The following is a 17,435-nucleotide window of genomic DNA, read 5'->3' as shown; positions in this document are numbered from 1 at the left end:
CTCAAAACAACTTTGATCTTTCTCTTATTATTATTTGTTCTATTTCTCAATTCTTAGAGTTTTGCGTAAGTCCTGTTAGAAATAAAGAGAGATTAGTGGAGAAAATTCAGCCATCCAATGGATAGGTATGTCTCGCTACGGAATTTGTCTTCATTTTTTCATGAAATATTCTAAATCTGGTAATTTTAAGTCTTGTGCAAACGACATGAGTGCTCAAATATAATCCAGTCTCTCGATGGATCGAGCTATGCCACACATTTTTCGGATAGTCTCTTATCATTTGTTTCTTTCGATAACATTAGTTATGAGGCAACACGAGAATAGAGATCGTCCTTGTGCGATCCTTGCTTAGCACATATAATTAACTTAGTGTATATTTATTGACGAGCGGATTATGCCTTATATCACCGGAGGTTCGTTACTTTTTCATTATGATTTCCCATCAGAAGCTAATATCGATTTCCATCCACCTGAAAATAAATTTCCTATAGTTACTTCAGAAGATGACAGTTATACTATTGAATTCAATAGGTTCTCAGAATATCAAAAAAAAATTAAAGTACAATGTGACGATAAAATGGCTTGGTTGATGAGTGCATTGCCTTCCACACTTGAGTCATTAGAAGATGTGATTTCTTTACTACAATTATGTGACTATTTTAATACCAGTGATTTTTGGAAAAAGGATGATAAATGGCCCAAAGATTTAAATGAGGAGGAATTAAGAGCGTTTAATATCGAAGTTATTAGAACTTGGCTTTTTCAGAAAACTTCTCGAGATTTTTATGATAAAAACCCAGAAGTGCTTCCGAGTCCGAATGAATATAAGAAACAATTACATACTAATCTTGACAAATTAAAACAAGAAGTTTTAGCTTTAGATGCTATTAATTTGATGAAATCAAACCTTGATATATACCTTGTTAGCCTTTGGGATAGCTTTAACTCAAATCAAACCGACAAATTCCATATTTTTAATAGTTCTACTGTTAAAAAGATGGTTGAGAAAAGAGGCTTATTTCCGGATAATATTCTATTTCGTATTTATCCTGACAGTTTTATCTTTTGGCAGCAAATACATCGAGGATTAGCTCATGAATTAATAGTAATAATGAATCACTCTATTCTTGAAGAACTGAAAATAAAATGTGCAGAACATTACCCTAATATACCATTTGAACAACTGTATAAAATGTACTGGCCTACTTCCAAAAGCATTGATGACAATACTCCTCCCATACGCTCAATATCTGAAATTAATATGTTTATGGAAAAAATTGTATCCGAAGTGGAACAACGAAACCGAATTATTGAAGATAAAAAGAAAAAATGGAAGGGTTCACCAACAAGCTTTGATGTCGCAGTTGAGAGAACTCAGTCTCTATTAGGAGCCAAGAATGTAAGTGATGAACAATTCATACAACTGCTGTCTGATCAGTTGCAAAAGATTGAATCTGAAAACAACGTTATAGATTCACTCTCAATGGCTAATACAAACGTAATTCAGTTAGTTACAAAGGTGCTTCGTGACGAGCGGATTGATAATGCAGCCAAATTAGCTCCGGTAATTGTTCGTGATATTCAGCATGTTATCGAACGTATGGAAGATAAACCTAAATCAGATGACCACGCTAAAAATCTTCAGGCTCTTGACCAGTTTGTGGTAAGTATTCGTTCAGCTTGCAATCGTGCAGCGCTTATCGATCTATATGATCGTTTAGAACATAGTACAAATAAACAAATAGCAGAAAAAATCATCGGTGATTGGGATGTGATTGGAACGGATATTCGCGATAGTGAACGTATGATGTCAGAGTCGGATAAACTCCGAATTATTGCTTACGCTCAAGGGAATATGACAAAACAACAGTATGAAGATGAAATGTCAAAGCTACGAGTAAAGCTTGAGCGAGGAGAGGTCATTGCTCAAGAAGAAGTTGTAGTTAAAATGTTTCCTAGACTGAAACTGGCCTTAACACGGTTGCCTAAAGAATATTTAAAGGATTTTTCCCTCGTGTTAAAGCGTGCCTTTGTGCATCAGCAACTTACTCATCCTGAAAAATTCCTCCAAAACCCTCATGAGGCAGCCGTTTTCAGTGCATTTGGTATGGATCCTAGCAAAATTAAAGTAAATAAAGAACTCGTTCAGCAAAAAATCAAACATGTGATACAAAATGCTGTTCTTAATGGTCAATCAGAAGATCAATTCCCTACATTAAAAGAGCTGCAATATCAGATTGAACTTATGGCTTTAAAAGAAAAAATTATTACTGCTGATGGTGATCCTTCTTTAGCACCTTTGATTCACAACATAACTAAAGTAAGACAAGAAATCCTCTCAACAGCAACTAACCTGATAGAAGAAGAATATAATAAATGTAAAAAAGAATTGACTCAATCTCAAGAAAATATTGCACAGCACATAGAGAGCGCTCTAGAAGCAGCAAAAAGCAAATTATTACGCTCTATTCGTATTTCTTTGAATAAAAAAATTAAGGATAACAAAGAATACCTGTTAAATTTAACCGATGAAAAAATAAGAGCTATGCTTAACCCCCTGGATGGTTTGCCTCCTGATCAAATGCGAGCAAAAATGTTACATGATGCTCATGATGAAATTGATTTTTTTAATAAATGGGGAAATCCAATTCAGTATGAAAATATTCAAGGATTTGTTGGTGGTGATGGGGAAGTATTAGGAACAGGAGTTTGTCAAGCAAACACTTATCGATTAATTACGCGAGAAATGACTAGCTTAAGTAGAAATCAAGTAATTTCTGATTCACAATGGAAAGACGAAGTAAAAATATCATCACAAGATCGATACAATCACGCTTTATATAAAGTAGGTGTATATAAAGCGGTGGAAAAGGGAACAGTTAATGATGGCCTATCTCAAGCCGTATTAAAGCGTCTTCAGATTAAGAAAATTCAAACACTGAATGAGGATTTGCGTTTTGCCGATGAGACTGCGTTTAATTCAGATTCGATCTATAAAGTATTTACTGAGGCGGTCCAACAACAACAAAAATCTAAATTAAAACATGGTGGCATGGTTAAAATATCGATTGGACATAATGTAATGAAAAAAGATGGAACTCTAGACTCAAAAAGTTCAATGTGGGGCCATGCCGTCTATTTTCGATATGATCCAAAGAAAAAAACCGCTTATTTCTACGATCCGAATCATGGGCGTAGCATCAATTTTTATGAATGGAAAACACTACAAAATGATACTGAGTTTAAAAAAATGAGCCAAAAAGAACAAGATGAAGCCGTGTTAAATTACATGCTCTTATGTTTTTCTCAAATGATTTTTAATGATTTTAAAGACATCAACGACATAAGTTGTCATCAAATGGAATTAGATGTTAATTTTCTTGATAAACTCGTTTCTGTCAGTAATACGATCATTGGCGGAATAAGTAATTTCTTTAAAAATGAAAAGCAACAACAGCCTGATAAGACTTTGTTTACTAATCCAAAGATATAAAGTGTGTCAGCTTACACCGCCAACATGCGATCAACTCGATCACATTGGAACAACTTGGTGATGATTATCCAAGGTAGCGCGTTCTTCAAGTAGCGATTTGAGATTAATAAAGTCCATTGATCTTACTTGACATAATGCTGTTATAGCTCCCAAATCATCACGCGACGCCGCAATGCCTGCATGCCCGCACCCAAGGCTACGACTACCGCGACCTTTATATATAGCTAAATCAGTTCCTACCTTAGAATTCAGGTTAAACCAATCTTCATACTTTTTAGTAGTCCAATTGTAGAATTGTTTTGATGATTTTGGCTGTGAGGTAAATTGAGGCACAGGATAAAAAGGTTCATTAGAGCAGTATTCATCAACAATATGCATAGGTAGGAGTTTTTGCGAACCACCAACACCTTCTCGCCACTGATTATCAATGGCATCCCAATTATCAATGTTATCCCCAGTCAGATTGGGGGCGTTTATCGAATCCATTTGCGTTTTCATCTCTTTCACTTGAGTTGTAAGCTCTTTAATGATGGTATTTTCGAAATCAAAATGCTGTTCAGTTATGGTGTTCTCATTAAGTTTATAAATAACTCCTTCTGTGTTGATTTTATTATATTGAGCAAGCAATTGTACGAATAACTTCCGGCTTTCTTCACTTTGGGGAATACACGCAATCATTGCCGACCACATGTGTTTATCCAGTGCCCAGAGTGCATATTCAAAAGCACTAATGTTGTCAAATTCTCGTCCAGAGCAATCCGTGACTTTGCCTCTTTTGAAAATTAAACTCCAGTCTGTCTGTAACATTGATTGCACTTTAGTATGTTCACCGCGCACTACACAGTACAGTAGCTTACGAACATCAACCACAGGTTTAAACAAAGCTAAATGATATTTAGATGTCTGAGCCAAGTTTAATAAACCACAATTTAATAAATTTTGTGCTATTTCGATTTGGAGATCTTTGGTTAATTGGTCAAACGTCTCAAATTTATCTTGATTACATGGCATCTTTTTACATTAATTTAAATCAAATTGATAATAAATTGTACTACAACCGATTGATCATATCAAGAACTATTTGAGACAATATAGAGCAAATTACATGGCGAGTGGGCGAGACAATGGTACATTAATTCAAGATATCGTCCAAATGACATGTTTAATAAGCATTTTATAATTGGTAAAAATCTGTAATTTCAGTTACTATCTCTACTTTTGTTTTGTCAGACAACATTTTCTGCGATGTATCGGAATCAATCATTTAAAAACTATCGTGCTGAATCCCAACATCAACGATTTAGACTGAATCTATTAATTGCCATTCTGATTATTTTATCTTTAATACTGATTTTAAGATTGGCCTTCCTCCAAATATCGGAGTTTAAACGATATCAGACCTTGTCTTTAAAAAATCAAATGAGTGTGATACCCATTGCTCCTCCAAGAGGAGTTATTTTGGATAGAAATGGAGTATTACTCGCTGAAAACATACCTGTGTATGTACTTGAAATCACTCCAGAACGTGTTAAAGACATGAAACAAACTTTAGCTAAACTTCGAGAGTTGATTCCTTCAATCACAGATGAAGATATCGATAATTTCAATAAGACCAGATTACAAAATCGTTCTTTTGTTCCCATACCTATGAAATTAAAATTAAGCCAGGAAGAAGTAGCAACCTTTGCCAGCAATCAGTATCATTTCCCAGGAGTGAGCATTAAAGCGAGATTGATGCGTCATTACCCTCTTGGAGAGATGACTGCCCATGCTTTGGGGTATGTTGGTCGCATTAATATTCAGGAACTAAAGCAGGTGAACCCCACTAATTATCGCGCTACCAATTTTATTGGCAAGGCTGGTGTTGAAAAATACTATGAAGATATTCTCCATGGTAAAGTGGGTTATCAAATGGTAGAAACTGATGTTAGTGGCCGCACTTTAAGAATAATAAATAAAGTTAATCCTCATTCAGGAGCAAAACTGTATTTAAGCATTGACGCCAGACTTCAAGAGGCAGCTTATAATGCATTGAAAGATAAACGCGGTGCAGTAGTAGTCATAAACTCCCGGAATGGTGAAATACTCACGATGGTGAGTTCTCCAAGTTTTGATCCCAATATTTTTGTCAGCGGCGTCAGTAAAACAGATTATAAAGTGTTATCCAATGCTCTCCAGCGCCCTCTTTTTAATCGAGCAGTTCGAGGTGTTTACCCCCCTGCATCAACAATCAAACCGTTTGTTGGACTGGCTGGTTTGGATAAAGGTTTTATTACCACGACCACTGAAATATATGACCCTGGCAAATATAAGCTCCCTACTTCCAGTCATATTTACCGGGACTGGAAAAAAACAGGTCACGGAGTCATTAATTTTAAACGAGCTATTACCGTCTCTTGTGACACTTTCTTTTACCAGTTAGGTAATAAAATGGGAATTTCCAACATTGAAGACATGCTTGTAAAATTTGGCTTAGGGCAACTAACACATGTTGACCTTCATGAAGAAGCCAATGGCGTCATACCTAGCGCTCGCTGGAAAAGACAAGCTAAAGGTGTATCCTGGTATCCAGGAGATACTCTCATTTCTGCAATAGGACAAGGATTTATGCTGGCAACGCCTTTGCAAATGGCTAATGCCACAGCTTCCTTAAGTCAGCATGGACAACGATTTAGGCCTCACCTGCTGATAAAAACAGTTAACAGTGACACAAATGAGACAGAAGAATACAAACCATTTGAAGAATATCCAGTTTCCCTGAGGGATGAAGCGAACTGGGATGTTGTTATTGATGCGATGCATAGCGTACTTACCAGCAATGAAGGAACAGGATATCGTTTTGGCAGAAATCCTCCCTACCCGGTAGCAGGAAAAACAGGTACAGCACAAGTATACAGTGGAAGACAATATGAAAAAGCAAAGTATGAAGACATACCTGAGCATTTGAGAGATAATTCTTTATTTATTGCATTTACTCCAGTAGAAAAACCGGAAATTGCCATTGCGGTGGTAGTTGAAAATGACACTATTGCTTCCACTGTAGCACGTAAGGTACTTGACACTTATTATCAACTTTATCCTATTAAGAAAACACCATGAGTAGACAAACGACTAAGCCCGTATATCGTTTTACAGCAAAGTCCCTTCATCTGGATTTTCCATTACTTGGATTAATACTTACTCTTGTTGCCTTCGGACTCTTGATACTTTATAGCGCTTCAAATGCCAATATGGGCATGATCATGCGCCAATCCATGAGGCTGCTCTTCGCTTTTCTAATCATGTTTGTACTGGGATTTATCCCGCCACATAAATATAAAATCTGGACCCCATGGATTTACGGGGTTGGCTTAAGCTTGTTAATCGCAGTCATGCTAATGGGTAAAATTGGTAAAGGGGCTCAGCGTTGGTTAGAGCTGGGATTATTTCGTTTTCAACCTTCCGAGATTATGAAACTGGCTGTACCTATGATGGCCGCCTGGTTTTTTGACCGGCAATCTCATCCAAGCAGCATACGCTCAATTGGCATTGCTTCCCTGATTATTTTTATTCCGGCCCTTCTTATTGCAAAACAGCCAGATCTAGGTACTGCAATTATGGTTACTGTTGCTGGTTTGTGTGTCGTATTTTTGGCAGGAATACGTTTTAAAATCATATTATTAATTGCATTACTGATGTGCTCAGCAATTCCTGTGGTCTGGAATTTGATGCATGACTACCAAAAACAAAGGGTATATACCTTAATTGATCCTGAACAGGATCCACTAGGAGCCGGCTATCATATTATTCAATCTAAAATTGCCATTGGCTCGGGAGGACTAATGGGCAAAGGGTGGTTAAAGGGTAGTCAATCACACCTTAATTTCTTACCAGAACATGCTACTGATTTCATTTTTGCAGTAAGTGGGGAAGAATTTGGATTTGCAGGCAGCTTTGCTATTATTGCACTGATAGTCTTAATTTCCTTACGCAGTTTAAATATCGCCAATAATGCACAAACCACTTACACTCGCCTTCTTTCAGCCAGTCTTGCCATGACCTTTTTTCTGTCTGCATTTGTCAATATTGGTATGGTGATGGGCATTATTCCCGTTGTAGGTATACCTCTTCCTCTCGTTAGTTACGGTGGAACAGCTATGGTAACTTTCCTGGCAAGTTTTGGAATTTTAATGTCGATAAGCTCACACAGAATATTATTTAATAGCTTGAATTGATTTAATTTTTTTATGCCCTGACTTGCACAAATGATATTATAACTGTTCGCAGGGTATGCAAATTTTTCTGTTTATAAGACTATTTATTTGAGCGGTATTTTTACAAATTAATACCGCCCAGAATTTCACTTTGAAATCAAATCCGCAACAGGCGAGTAACTTCTTCTATGTATTTTACAAGGACCCAAACGCATTAGCGCTTCTTTATGAACAGGGGTTGCATAACCTTTATGTTCTGCAAAACCATATCCTGGATATATTTTATCAAGAGCTACCATTTCTTCATCACGCAATACCTTGGCGAGGATGGATGCCGCACTAATTTCAGGTATCAAGCTATCTCCTTGGACAATAGCCTTGCATGGTATGTTCAATTGAGGAGTAAAAGCTCCATCGACAACGACATTATCTGGCTGAATGGGTAAAGCTTCAACTGCCCTTCGCATAGCTAATAGAGTAGCATGATGAATATTTAATTGATCTATTTCCTCAACTTCTGCTCGCCCATAGGCAAAAGCTAACGCTTCTTCCTTTATTCTAATTGCTAATAAATTTCTTTGTTTTGGACTTAATTTTTTTGAGTCGGTAAGCCCATCTATTGGTTTTTTTAAAATAACGGCTGCGGTTACAACGGCACCCGCAAGTGGTCCTCTCCCCACCTCATCAACCCCAGCCATCAATATTTTTAGCTCAGAATTCATCAACTGCTCCCTGCGAAAAATTAGGGGTAAGATAATATCTATTGGATGCGAGTGCAAGACAAGAATCGACTTCTTGGATTTAAACTAATCTGAGGAGTTTGATTAGGGTCTCAATTACCAGCTGCCTGGCATCATAGCTATAGGAAATACAATTGATTTATCGCTAAGGAAATGCGATCATAAGTACAAATTATTATCAATTGATGATCAGATGAAGAAAATTCGTTGTGCAGTTATTGGTGTTGGTTATCTTGGCAGATTTCATGCCCAAAAATATCAACTAATTCCTAATGCAGAGTTAGTTGGGGTTTGTGATGTAAATTCTACAGTTTGTGACGCAGTTTCTCATGAGTTAAATGTTCCGGCATACATCAATTACCATGACTTGCTTGGCAAAGTAGATGCTGTCAGTATTGCAGCGACTACCAACAAGCATTTCGAGATTGCAAAATTCTATTTACAACATGGGGTACATGTCCTGATTGAAAAACCGATTACTGAAACAGTGTCCCAGGCTGAGGAATTGATTCGACTTGCAAAACAACATCAGGTGAAGTTACAAGTAGGCCATTTAGAACGCTTTAATTCTGCTCGCCTTGCCCTGGATGAATATCTGGAATTACCATTATTTATAGAATCGCAGAGACTCGCACCTTTTAACCCCCGTGGAACTGATGTAAACGTGATACTGGATCTAATGATTCACGATATAGACATCATTCAAAATATAGTTCAGAGCCCTATTAAATCCATCATGGCTCAAGGAGCACCAGTATTAACAAAAGCAATTGATATAGCTAATGCACGCATAACCTTTGCTAATCATTGCGTAGCGAATGTGACAGCCAGTAGAATCAGTTTTAAAACGGAACGAAAAACAAGAATCTTTCAAGAGAATTCTTATATTTCCATTGATTATCAAAACAAACAACTTGCTGTATTTAAAAAAGGCACAGGAGAAATGTTTCCAGGAATACCTGATATCACTAGAGATCAAAGGGAATTTGAAAAAGGAGATGCCTTGCTGGAGGAAATCAAAGCGTTCTTGAATTGCATTGAAAATGATAGCGTGCCTCTTGTTACAGGTGAGGAAGGAAGAGATGCCCTTAAAACGGCCGAACAAATCACTGCTTTAATTAATAATAACCTTGTAGAACGCTATGCCGAATGCTAGTCGTGTTGTCATAGTAGCAGGTGAAGAATCCGGCGACCACCATGCTGCCGAACTGGTAAAGCAATTAAAGGCAGTTTATCCAAATCTGGAAATTAGTGGCATTGGCGGTAAACACTTAAAGGCCTCCGGGGTTCATTTAATTTCAGATTTAACGCGTTATGCTGTAACTGGTTTGACCGAAATAATTCCTTTTCTGAAAATATTCCGAAAAGCTTTTCAGGATATCAAACAGCATCTAAACGAACAAAAACCTGATTTGCTGATTTTGGTAGATTACCCTGCTTTCAATTTGAGATTGGCTAAGTATGCAAAGAAAAAACTGGGACTCAAAATTCTCTATTATATCAGCCCTCAAATATGGGCATGGAAAGGCAAACGTATCCATCTTATTAAAGATTGCATCGACAGAATGGCTGTCATCTTCCCATTTGAAAAGACTATCTATGAAAATGCAGGTGTTCCTGTCAGTTTTGTAGGGCATCCTTTAGTAAAAAAGATAGATTCCGCCAAGGATAAACACTCGAGCAGAACTACCCTGGGATTACCTTTAAACGAGCCGATTATTGCGTTGCTGCCTGGGAGTCGCAATTCTGAAATTGAACGCCATATACCCGTATTAGTCAATACAGCAAAATTGCTGGCTCTAGACAACCCCAAGCTTCGATTTGTAGTCCCTATCGCTGGAACTATCAATCCTGACAAAGTAAAGACTTATTTTAGCAATCAGAATTTTACTGTTACTTTTATACAAGGACAGGCAATAGAATGCATGTCTGCTGCTGACTTTGTCATTGTGGCTTCAGGTACTGCTTCATTAGAGTGTGCCTTATTGAAAAAACCCATGTGTATTATTTACAAATCGTCCTTTCTTACTTATGTTGCAGCTATGCATTTTATTAAAGTTAAATTTTTGGGCTTATGCAATTTATTAGTCAATAAAATGATGGTACCTGAATTTTTGCAATACGATTGCAATGCAATTGAATTATCAAGATATATTTCCAACTTTCATAATGATCCTAACCAACCTCAGTCGATGATTAATCAACTGGCAAAGTTAAAGGAATCTCTGTCTTCCAGCCAGTCTGACTGCTCTCTCTTTGATCTTGTAGTGGCGGAATTGCCCGAAAAAAATGCATAGTTTTGATATGAAAATCTAGATTATCATTTAGCCTTCATGTACAATTAATTTTGCTTTCATTTACATGTGTAAGCAATTGGACTGTATGATTTAATTAAATAATAAGGAAGTTAAGATGAATGTCATTGATACACAAGCTACAACTCAATCCACTAAACAAGAACAAGGTTTACAGGATTTAGTTTACAGTTTGGTTACCCGCTTTCTTGCTGAAAATAAATCCAAATCAATTAATGATCTCTATGATATGATCCTTTCAGAAGTTGAGCCACCTCTATTACAAGCTGTAATGGAAAAACGTCGTGGAAATCAATTACAAGCAGCCAAGATGTTGGGTATTAGTCGCGGTACAATCAGAAAGAAATTACAAAGATATTTCGGTACCAAATATTTTCGCTTAACTGAAGAGTAAGGGAAATTTAAAAATAAAAAGGCTCATTTTTGAGCCTTTTTATTTTATGTTCAACTCATCCCGGATAATGATTTCATCTAATCCGGGATTGATTATCAAACCAATAGAATTCTAGGAAGAAACCAGGAGTCTATTAACCCGATTCACAAAATCTGCGGGATTATCCAATTGTCCCCCTTCTGCCAACACAGCTTGTTCAAACAACATAGTGACCCATAACTCAAATTGGTTATCATCCTGAATATCATGTAAACGCTTAATCAAGGGATGATCTGGATTAATTTCAAAAATAGGTTTACTCACTGGTATCTGTTGACCGGCAGCTTGCAAAATTCTTTGCATTTCCAATCCCATGTCTTGCTCATCAGCAACTACACAAGCAGGAGAATCAGTAAGACGATTAGTCAGCAATACATCTTTAACCCGATCATTGAGAACCGATTTAATGTGCTTAATCAATGGCTCTAGTGTCTTTTCCTGTTCTTTAATTTGCTCGGAAGTTTCATCCCCTAATTCAATTTTGCCTTTTGAAATAGATTGCAGTTTTTTGGCTGCGAATTCATTCATATAACCAACAAGCCATTCATCGACTTTATCACTGAGCAATAATACCTCTATTCCTTTTTTCCTGAATATTTCCAAATGAGGGCTATTTTTGGCAGCATTGTAGCTCGATGCGGTAATATAATAAATTTTATCCTGCCCTTCTTTCATACGACTAAGATATTCCTCAAGCGATACTTCTTGTTTCTCACTACCGCTTGCTGTAGTAGAAAAACGAAGCAACTTGGCAATCGCATCCTTATTAGCGAAATCCTCAATAGGTCCCTCTTTCAACACAAGTCCGAATTCATTCCAAAACTTCTGGTAGGTTTCTTTATCATTGGAAGCCATTTTTTCAAGCATGGATAAAACGCGCTTGGTGCATGCCGCACGGATAGATTCGACTTGCTTGTTATCCTGTAAAATTTCGCGAGAAATATTAAGTGGCAAGTCGCTGGCATCCACAATCCCTTTTACAAATCGTAAATATCGGGGTAAAAATTGTGTCGCTTCATCCATAATAAATACACGCTTTACATAAAGCTTAAGTCCATGTTTGACTTCATGCTGCCATAAATCAAACGGAGCATGGGCTGGTATGTAAAGCAAAGTAATATACTCATGCTTTCCTTCAACATGGTTGTGAGACCAGGTTAAGGGATCCATGTAATCATGAGAAATATGTTTATATAATTGCTTATAATCTTCTTCGCTAATTTCAGATTTCTGTAGTGTCCAAAGTGCTGTCGCTTTATTTACTGTTTCAAACTCTTTGGATTCCTTGCCTTCCTCTGAAGGTTTTTTCATCACAATAGGCCAACAGATATGATCAGAGTATTTACTAATAATACCGCGAATACGCCAATCACTTAAAAACTCATCATTTTCTGGTTTTAAGTGCAAAGTAATTTCTGTACCACGAGTTGATTTTTTTTCATATCCTATAGTAAATTCACCATCACCATTAGACTCCCATACAATTCCATCTTCGGGTTGTAATCCAGCGCGGCGACTTTTAACTGTTACCTTATCAGCAACGATAAACGCGGAATAAAAACCTACTCCAAATTGTCCTATAAGTTGGGAATCTTTCGCCTGTTCTCCTGTTAATTGACTAATAAATTCCTTTGTGCCAGATTTTGCAATTGTTCCCAAATTTTCTACGGCCTCTTCCCAACTTAAGCCAATCCCATTGTCGCTGATTGTAATGGTTTGAAGCTTTTCATTAATTTGAATGCTAATTTTCAAATCAGAATCATTTTCAAACAATGAACCGTTTGATAAAGCTAAAAATCGTAACTTGTCCAAGGCATCCGAAGCATTAGAAATTAACTCTCTAAGAAAAATCTCTTTGTTGCTATATAGAGAATGCACAACCAAATGAAGCATTTGCTTTACTTCTGTTTGAAATCCCATAGTTTGCTGCTTGCTAACCATTAAACAATCTCCCCGTTAATAGTTCTGTTCGAATAATTAACTTCTCATATAGGGTTGATCTATTGAATTTCAAGGGGATAGTGCTAAAAAAGGAGAAAACCTATAAAAAACTTTAATCCCCAATAAATTCTTTTATCTATTGGGGATTATTCATATTGATAATGCTTGTGAAAAAAATCAGGGCTTACACTACCCCCAAGATCGAGACAAAAAATATTTTTAACAAAGAGATTAGGTGTGCATAAGTCCTCATATTGATATACCAAGCTACCCTACTGAAGGTAACCAACTCAAACCCTCTCGATTTAATACCCCCAGATCTCGAACATTGGTTTGCCAACGTGCGATATTATCTGAAACAAAAGGACCCTTGTCATGCGCATCACAAAATACTTGTAAAACACGTGGCGGGGTTGTTGGCAACATAGGGCCTGTTTGCCGTCTATAAGTGGTTGTAAAACTGCTCGCTCCACCTAAAGCATTATAAATGGCGCCTGGACCTGAAATCTCCTCAACCAATGGTTTATAGAATGCAGAATAGTGCTCTTTAGCTATATCCATGTACTTCACTGTCTCCTTGACAAGATCAAGTGTATGTTCACTGATCTCAGAAGGTTTATCAGAAATCAAATTTAACAGCAGATCTTTCTCGTTAAATTCATCAATATGCTCCTTAATGTATTTGCTTTGATCTTCATTTAATTTAAATACTTCCTTAAATTTTTCTGCTCCTAAAAAAACATATAATTGCAATAATGAATCGGAACGGAATGCATCCTGTAATCCTTTTCTTAATTCAAATATATTTTTCCCTTCCACTTTGCACTGATTAAAAAAAGCTGTTTGCGCGAGAGGTGTATCTTTTAATGCAGTATATGGATCATCGTATATATTTTTCAAATGGAGGGCAACCGCATCCATCATTTTTTGAGTTCTTTTATCATTAGAATAAGCAATAATGTCTGTATTCATACAAACAGCTTCTTGCCTTCTATGATGCGGAGCTATGGGTTCACTGATAATTGAGCCCATATTGAGCATGATTGGAACTCCTCCTGTAATTTGATGTCCTTCTACTATTTTTGAACTATCAACCGGGAGGTCAATATCCACATAAAATCCTTCATTGAATAACTCGGGGATCCAGCGACACAGATCGGAGGCAGCAGCAGGATTTCCTCCCTTTCCAAGGTGTGCGAGTTCAGCCTTTAGTAATGGATAGAGTGGTGAATCGGTTTCAACAGTATCGATATCAATTAATAAAATATTTTGTTTCTTGGCAAATGCCTTCATCTGGCGATTTGCCTCTGAATTTAGCAATGAACTGGAATAAATTAATCTAATTTCGCAACCAGGATATTGTTCCCTCCTTCTTTTTAAAGCTTCCTGTTGTTTAGAAGGCATAAAAAGATCAGGTTTGATGCTGAACCATATTGAGGTTTGTACGTTTGTCTTAAACTTAAATTCATTACTATCACGTACTTTAAAGCCACCAAAAGTCACATCAGGAAATTCCTCATGCTCATAATATTTCGGGAATGCTTTGGCAACATTCCAGTTGATTTCATCCGATGTAAGTCTTTTGATAACACCCGGGTGAATGACATTCTTGATTGCCTCTTTTAAAAAGGACTGAATCTTTTTTTGAGCATCATCCTCTTTCAAGAGCTCTTGAATGATCGCATGCGTAACAGAACCTTCTTGAAGATGATCTATGTTTTCAAGTGTAAGATTTGATTTGAGGTTATCAAAGAGTGTATGCAAATCAATCTCAGATGTATGATTGAGCGCTGAAAAAAATCTCATTCGTAATTTGGAAAGTTCATTACTCCTTCTTGCTTTCATAATGCCCGTCTCCAATACAAGTTAACCGTTCTTAAAAATAATGATTTGTATCTTAGTATTGAATAAGTATAGTAGATAATTGAGACAGGAATATTTATAAACACTCTGTCACTAAATATTCTGAAAATTTTTAACTTACTTCATTTTTCAGTCTGGAAAAGTGACCACTCACAAATTGTATCATTTCCAAAAGATGGGGCTATTCTATAAGTCAAAACCAGGAATAGTTAATACTCCACCAGAATGTACAATCAATACCCTTCCTTTTAGTTGGTATTTTTCTATGTATCTTCTGGCTTCGTAAAATAATTTTGCCGAATAAATCGGATCGGCCAAAATTCCTTCTTCATAAGCCAATCGTTTGATTTCCTCTTTAATCGTTTTATTTACAGATCCAAAGGATTTCGCTGTGGTTGGGTAAAAACAAGTGTAGTTATCGGGATTTACCCCTGACCAATGTATTAGTTTTTTCTTAAAAACTGTCTGATTGTCGGCCAATAATAATACATGAATGATCCCTTTATGCTGTAATTCATTAAACCCTTTAATGAGAGCGATTGCTGAAAAACCTGTGCCTGCATCAATAAAGATATGATCAAAAGCAAATCCCAAAGCACTTTCATTTTCCTTGATGTCACTGGCCAGAGACATTGCTCCCTTCATGGACTCAGGAACACTGGCACCTTCATATAAAATATAACCCATTTCCCCGAGCCCCTTAAGATACTGCTCAGCGAATTCATTGACTCGATGCCATTCTTCCCGATTTACCCAGATAATTTCATTCTCATGAAGAAAAAGAAGGCTTAATTTAAAATTACCTTGGATTTTTAAATGTTTGGGTTTTATTAGAAAGGCCGTCACTTTCAATTGACATTCTCTTGCCACCTGAAGGGCAGCTAGTAAATTATTGGATTGAGCACCGGCAATAATAATGAGATGTCGAATTCCCTTGATTTTTAGAAACGGGATTAAGCTGCTGTATTTTCTTATCTTTGTTCCACTTATGCCGCAACCAAATTCATCATCCCTCTTAACATAGCACTCTACGCCTTGCTTGGGAAAATGATTAAGAGTATGCACCCTACTGGACAAATTCCACATCAAATACCTTTTTAATAATTTAATGGATTCGAATAAAATTCAAACAATTTGGATTGGAAGTTTCTTTATCAAATAAATAACCCGACTCAGAAAACTCTTTAATTTGTTCCAGGGAGTCTATTCTATTCTGCATTATATACTTTGCCATCATTCCTCTTGCTTTTTTAGCAAGGATACCAATCATTTTTAATTCACTATTTTTTTGTTCATAAAAATTGATGGTCACAATGGGATAACTCAATTTTTTCTCATCTATCACTTTAAAATACTCAGTCGAGGCCAGGTTAATAAGGGCAGGATTATTCTGTTCTGCCAGTATTTGATTTAAAGTATTAGTAACAATTTCGCTCCAAAAAGCATAGAGATTCTTACCTGCAGGATTTTCTAAATTAACCCCCATCTCCAGTCTGTATGGTTGAACTCTGTCTAAAGGCCTCAAAAATCCATACAGCCCTGACAAAATTCCTAAATGGGATTGAGCGTATTCTATCTCTTCGGCTTTCCATGAATTAGCATTCAGTCCTTGATACACATCACCCTGAAATAAAAACAAAGCAGGATAGGAGTGATTCATTGGGTTATTTTTAAGATCAAAATTTTGATATCTCTCATAGTTCAGTTCTGCGAGTTGTCTTGATAAATCCATTAAATCTGCAATTTGTTCTACAGATTTTGACTTCATTACTTTAACCAGTTGCAGCGCTTTATCGAGCAATAAAGGATTACTCGTTTCTTTTGGGTAAGGTTTTGATATGGATAATAATTTCTTGGCTGGCGATAATAAAGTTAGCATACATAACCTGCTCTATTGATTAGAATTGATATTTTTCTTTCTACCCTTGCCCATACCGACACGAGGATTGTGCATGAAGATTGTAATACTGTCGCTGACTTTAAGCACATCCCCTTTTTCGTTAAGAACTTGAACAGCAATAGTATGAGATCCTCGATTAATACCATTCAACTGAAAAACCAAGTTGGGCTGTGGATCCCCTAAAGGCGCGCCATCAAAAACAAGCTGCAAATTATCCCCTGGAGACAAGTCAGGTTCTATTTGGACTGCGACAACAACATAACCCTGATTATTACGAATTGTTGCTTCATTTTGTGGCTGAATAATTTCTAACCTGGTATATTTTTCCTGATCTTCCTGTTTCACATTTTCTTGTTCTTGCTCAGAAGAACCACCTGCTTCATTTGCAGGTGATGTATAGGTTTGAGCTTCGGGAATTTTTATTTTTTCAGCACCTTCATGAGGTTTGTCGCTAAAATGGACAACACCCCGGCTATCCGTCCATTTGTAAATTTGCGCACTGGAAAGGCAAACTGTCATTATCAAAAAGACGAACAGTACCAGTTTATTCATGAATA

13 protein-coding genes are annotated in these 17,435 nt (G+C 36.7%); 6 read left to right on the top strand and 7 right to left on the bottom strand.

The window, feature by feature from the left end; all coding sequences use genetic code 11:
• Positions 1 to 394 precede the first annotated feature (394 nt).
• Positions 395 to 3,493, top strand: coding sequence for a hypothetical protein (locus OQJ02_RS06335; protein ID WP_265718384.1), 3,099 nt, complete (start codon positions 395 to 397; stop codon positions 3,491 to 3,493).
• 39 nt (positions 3,494 to 3,532) lie between these two features.
• On the opposite strand, the gene OQJ02_RS06330 is transcribed toward OQJ02_RS06335, so the two are convergent.
• Complete coding sequence (locus OQJ02_RS06330) at positions 3,533 to 4,504, bottom strand: F-box protein (RefSeq protein WP_265718383.1); 972 nt, start codon at positions 4,502 to 4,504, stop codon at positions 3,533 to 3,535.
• Between the two features lie 234 nt (positions 4,505 to 4,738).
• Between OQJ02_RS06330 and mrdA the strand changes: the two genes are divergently transcribed.
• A complete protein-coding gene (gene mrdA, locus OQJ02_RS06325) occupies positions 4,739 to 6,592 on the top strand; it encodes a penicillin-binding protein 2 (RefSeq protein ID WP_265718382.1) in 1,854 nt (617 codons plus the stop codon).
• Complete coding sequence (gene rodA, locus OQJ02_RS06320; protein WP_265718381.1) at positions 6,589 to 7,707, top strand: rod shape-determining protein RodA; 1,119 nt, start codon at positions 6,589 to 6,591, stop codon at positions 7,705 to 7,707. Before mrdA ends, rodA begins: the two co-directional genes overlap by 4 nt.
• A 125-nt stretch (positions 7,708 to 7,832) precedes the next feature.
• Here the strand turns inward: rodA and rnhB are convergent, their stop codons facing one another.
• Positions 7,833 to 8,408, bottom strand: a complete 576-nt coding sequence (gene rnhB, locus OQJ02_RS06315; protein WP_265718380.1) for a ribonuclease HII — start codon at positions 8,406 to 8,408, stop codon at positions 7,833 to 7,835.
• A 211-nt stretch (positions 8,409 to 8,619) separates the two neighbouring features.
• On the opposite strand from rnhB, the gene OQJ02_RS06310 reads away from it, so the two are divergent.
• The 3 genes from OQJ02_RS06310 to OQJ02_RS06300 all read left to right on the top strand — a co-directional run bounded on the left by OQJ02_RS06310 (position 8,620) and on the right by OQJ02_RS06300 (position 11,135).
• Positions 8,620 to 9,582, top strand: coding sequence for a Gfo/Idh/MocA family protein (locus OQJ02_RS06310; protein WP_265718379.1), 963 nt, complete (start codon positions 8,620 to 8,622; stop codon positions 9,580 to 9,582).
• Entirely contained in the window at positions 9,569 to 10,723 is a 1,155-nt protein-coding gene (gene lpxB / locus OQJ02_RS06305; protein WP_265718378.1) for a lipid-A-disaccharide synthase, read from the top strand. Before OQJ02_RS06310 ends, lpxB begins: the two co-directional genes overlap by 14 nt.
• Before the next feature lie 115 nt (positions 10,724 to 10,838).
• Complete coding sequence (locus OQJ02_RS06300; RefSeq protein WP_010947100.1) at positions 10,839 to 11,135, top strand: helix-turn-helix domain-containing protein; 297 nt, start codon at positions 10,839 to 10,841, stop codon at positions 11,133 to 11,135.
• A 111-nt stretch (positions 11,136 to 11,246) separates the two neighbouring features.
• Here the strand turns inward: OQJ02_RS06300 and htpG are convergent, their stop codons facing one another.
• The 5 genes from htpG to OQJ02_RS06275 all read right to left on the bottom strand — a co-directional run bounded on the left by htpG (position 11,247) and on the right by OQJ02_RS06275 (position 17,430).
• Positions 11,247 to 13,115, bottom strand: a complete 1,869-nt coding sequence (gene htpG / locus OQJ02_RS06295) for a molecular chaperone HtpG (RefSeq protein ID WP_265718377.1) — start codon at positions 13,113 to 13,115, stop codon at positions 11,247 to 11,249.
• A 267-nt stretch (positions 13,116 to 13,382) separates the two neighbouring features.
• Positions 13,383 to 14,960 carry a glycosyltransferase family 88 protein gene (locus tag OQJ02_RS06290; RefSeq protein ID WP_265718376.1) on the bottom strand — a complete coding sequence of 526 codons (1,578 nt, stop codon included), beginning with the start codon at positions 14,958 to 14,960 and terminating at the stop codon, positions 13,383 to 13,385.
• Positions 14,961 to 15,164: 204 nt separating this feature from the next.
• Positions 15,165 to 16,064 (bottom strand): pyridoxal-phosphate dependent enzyme, encoded by a 900-nt coding sequence (locus OQJ02_RS06285; protein WP_265718375.1) that lies wholly within the window; start codon positions 16,062 to 16,064, stop codon positions 15,165 to 15,167.
• Between the two features lie 19 nt (positions 16,065 to 16,083).
• Positions 16,084 to 16,857, bottom strand: a complete 774-nt coding sequence (gene yaaA / locus OQJ02_RS06280) for a peroxide stress protein YaaA (RefSeq protein ID WP_265718374.1) — start codon at positions 16,855 to 16,857, stop codon at positions 16,084 to 16,086.
• Positions 16,858 to 16,869: 12 nt separating this feature from the next.
• The gene (locus OQJ02_RS06275; protein WP_265718373.1) at positions 16,870 to 17,430 is read right to left on the bottom strand and encodes a DUF4124 domain-containing protein; all 561 of its coding nucleotides are present in this window, start codon (positions 17,428 to 17,430) and stop codon (positions 16,870 to 16,872) included.
• Positions 17,431 to 17,435: the final 5 nt, after the last annotated feature.

The organism is Legionella sp. PATHC032 (genome assembly GCF_026191185.1).
Taxonomy (GTDB): Bacteria; Pseudomonadota; Gammaproteobacteria; order Legionellales; family Legionellaceae; genus Legionella.
This window is presented reverse-complemented; position numbering and strand designations above follow the sequence as displayed.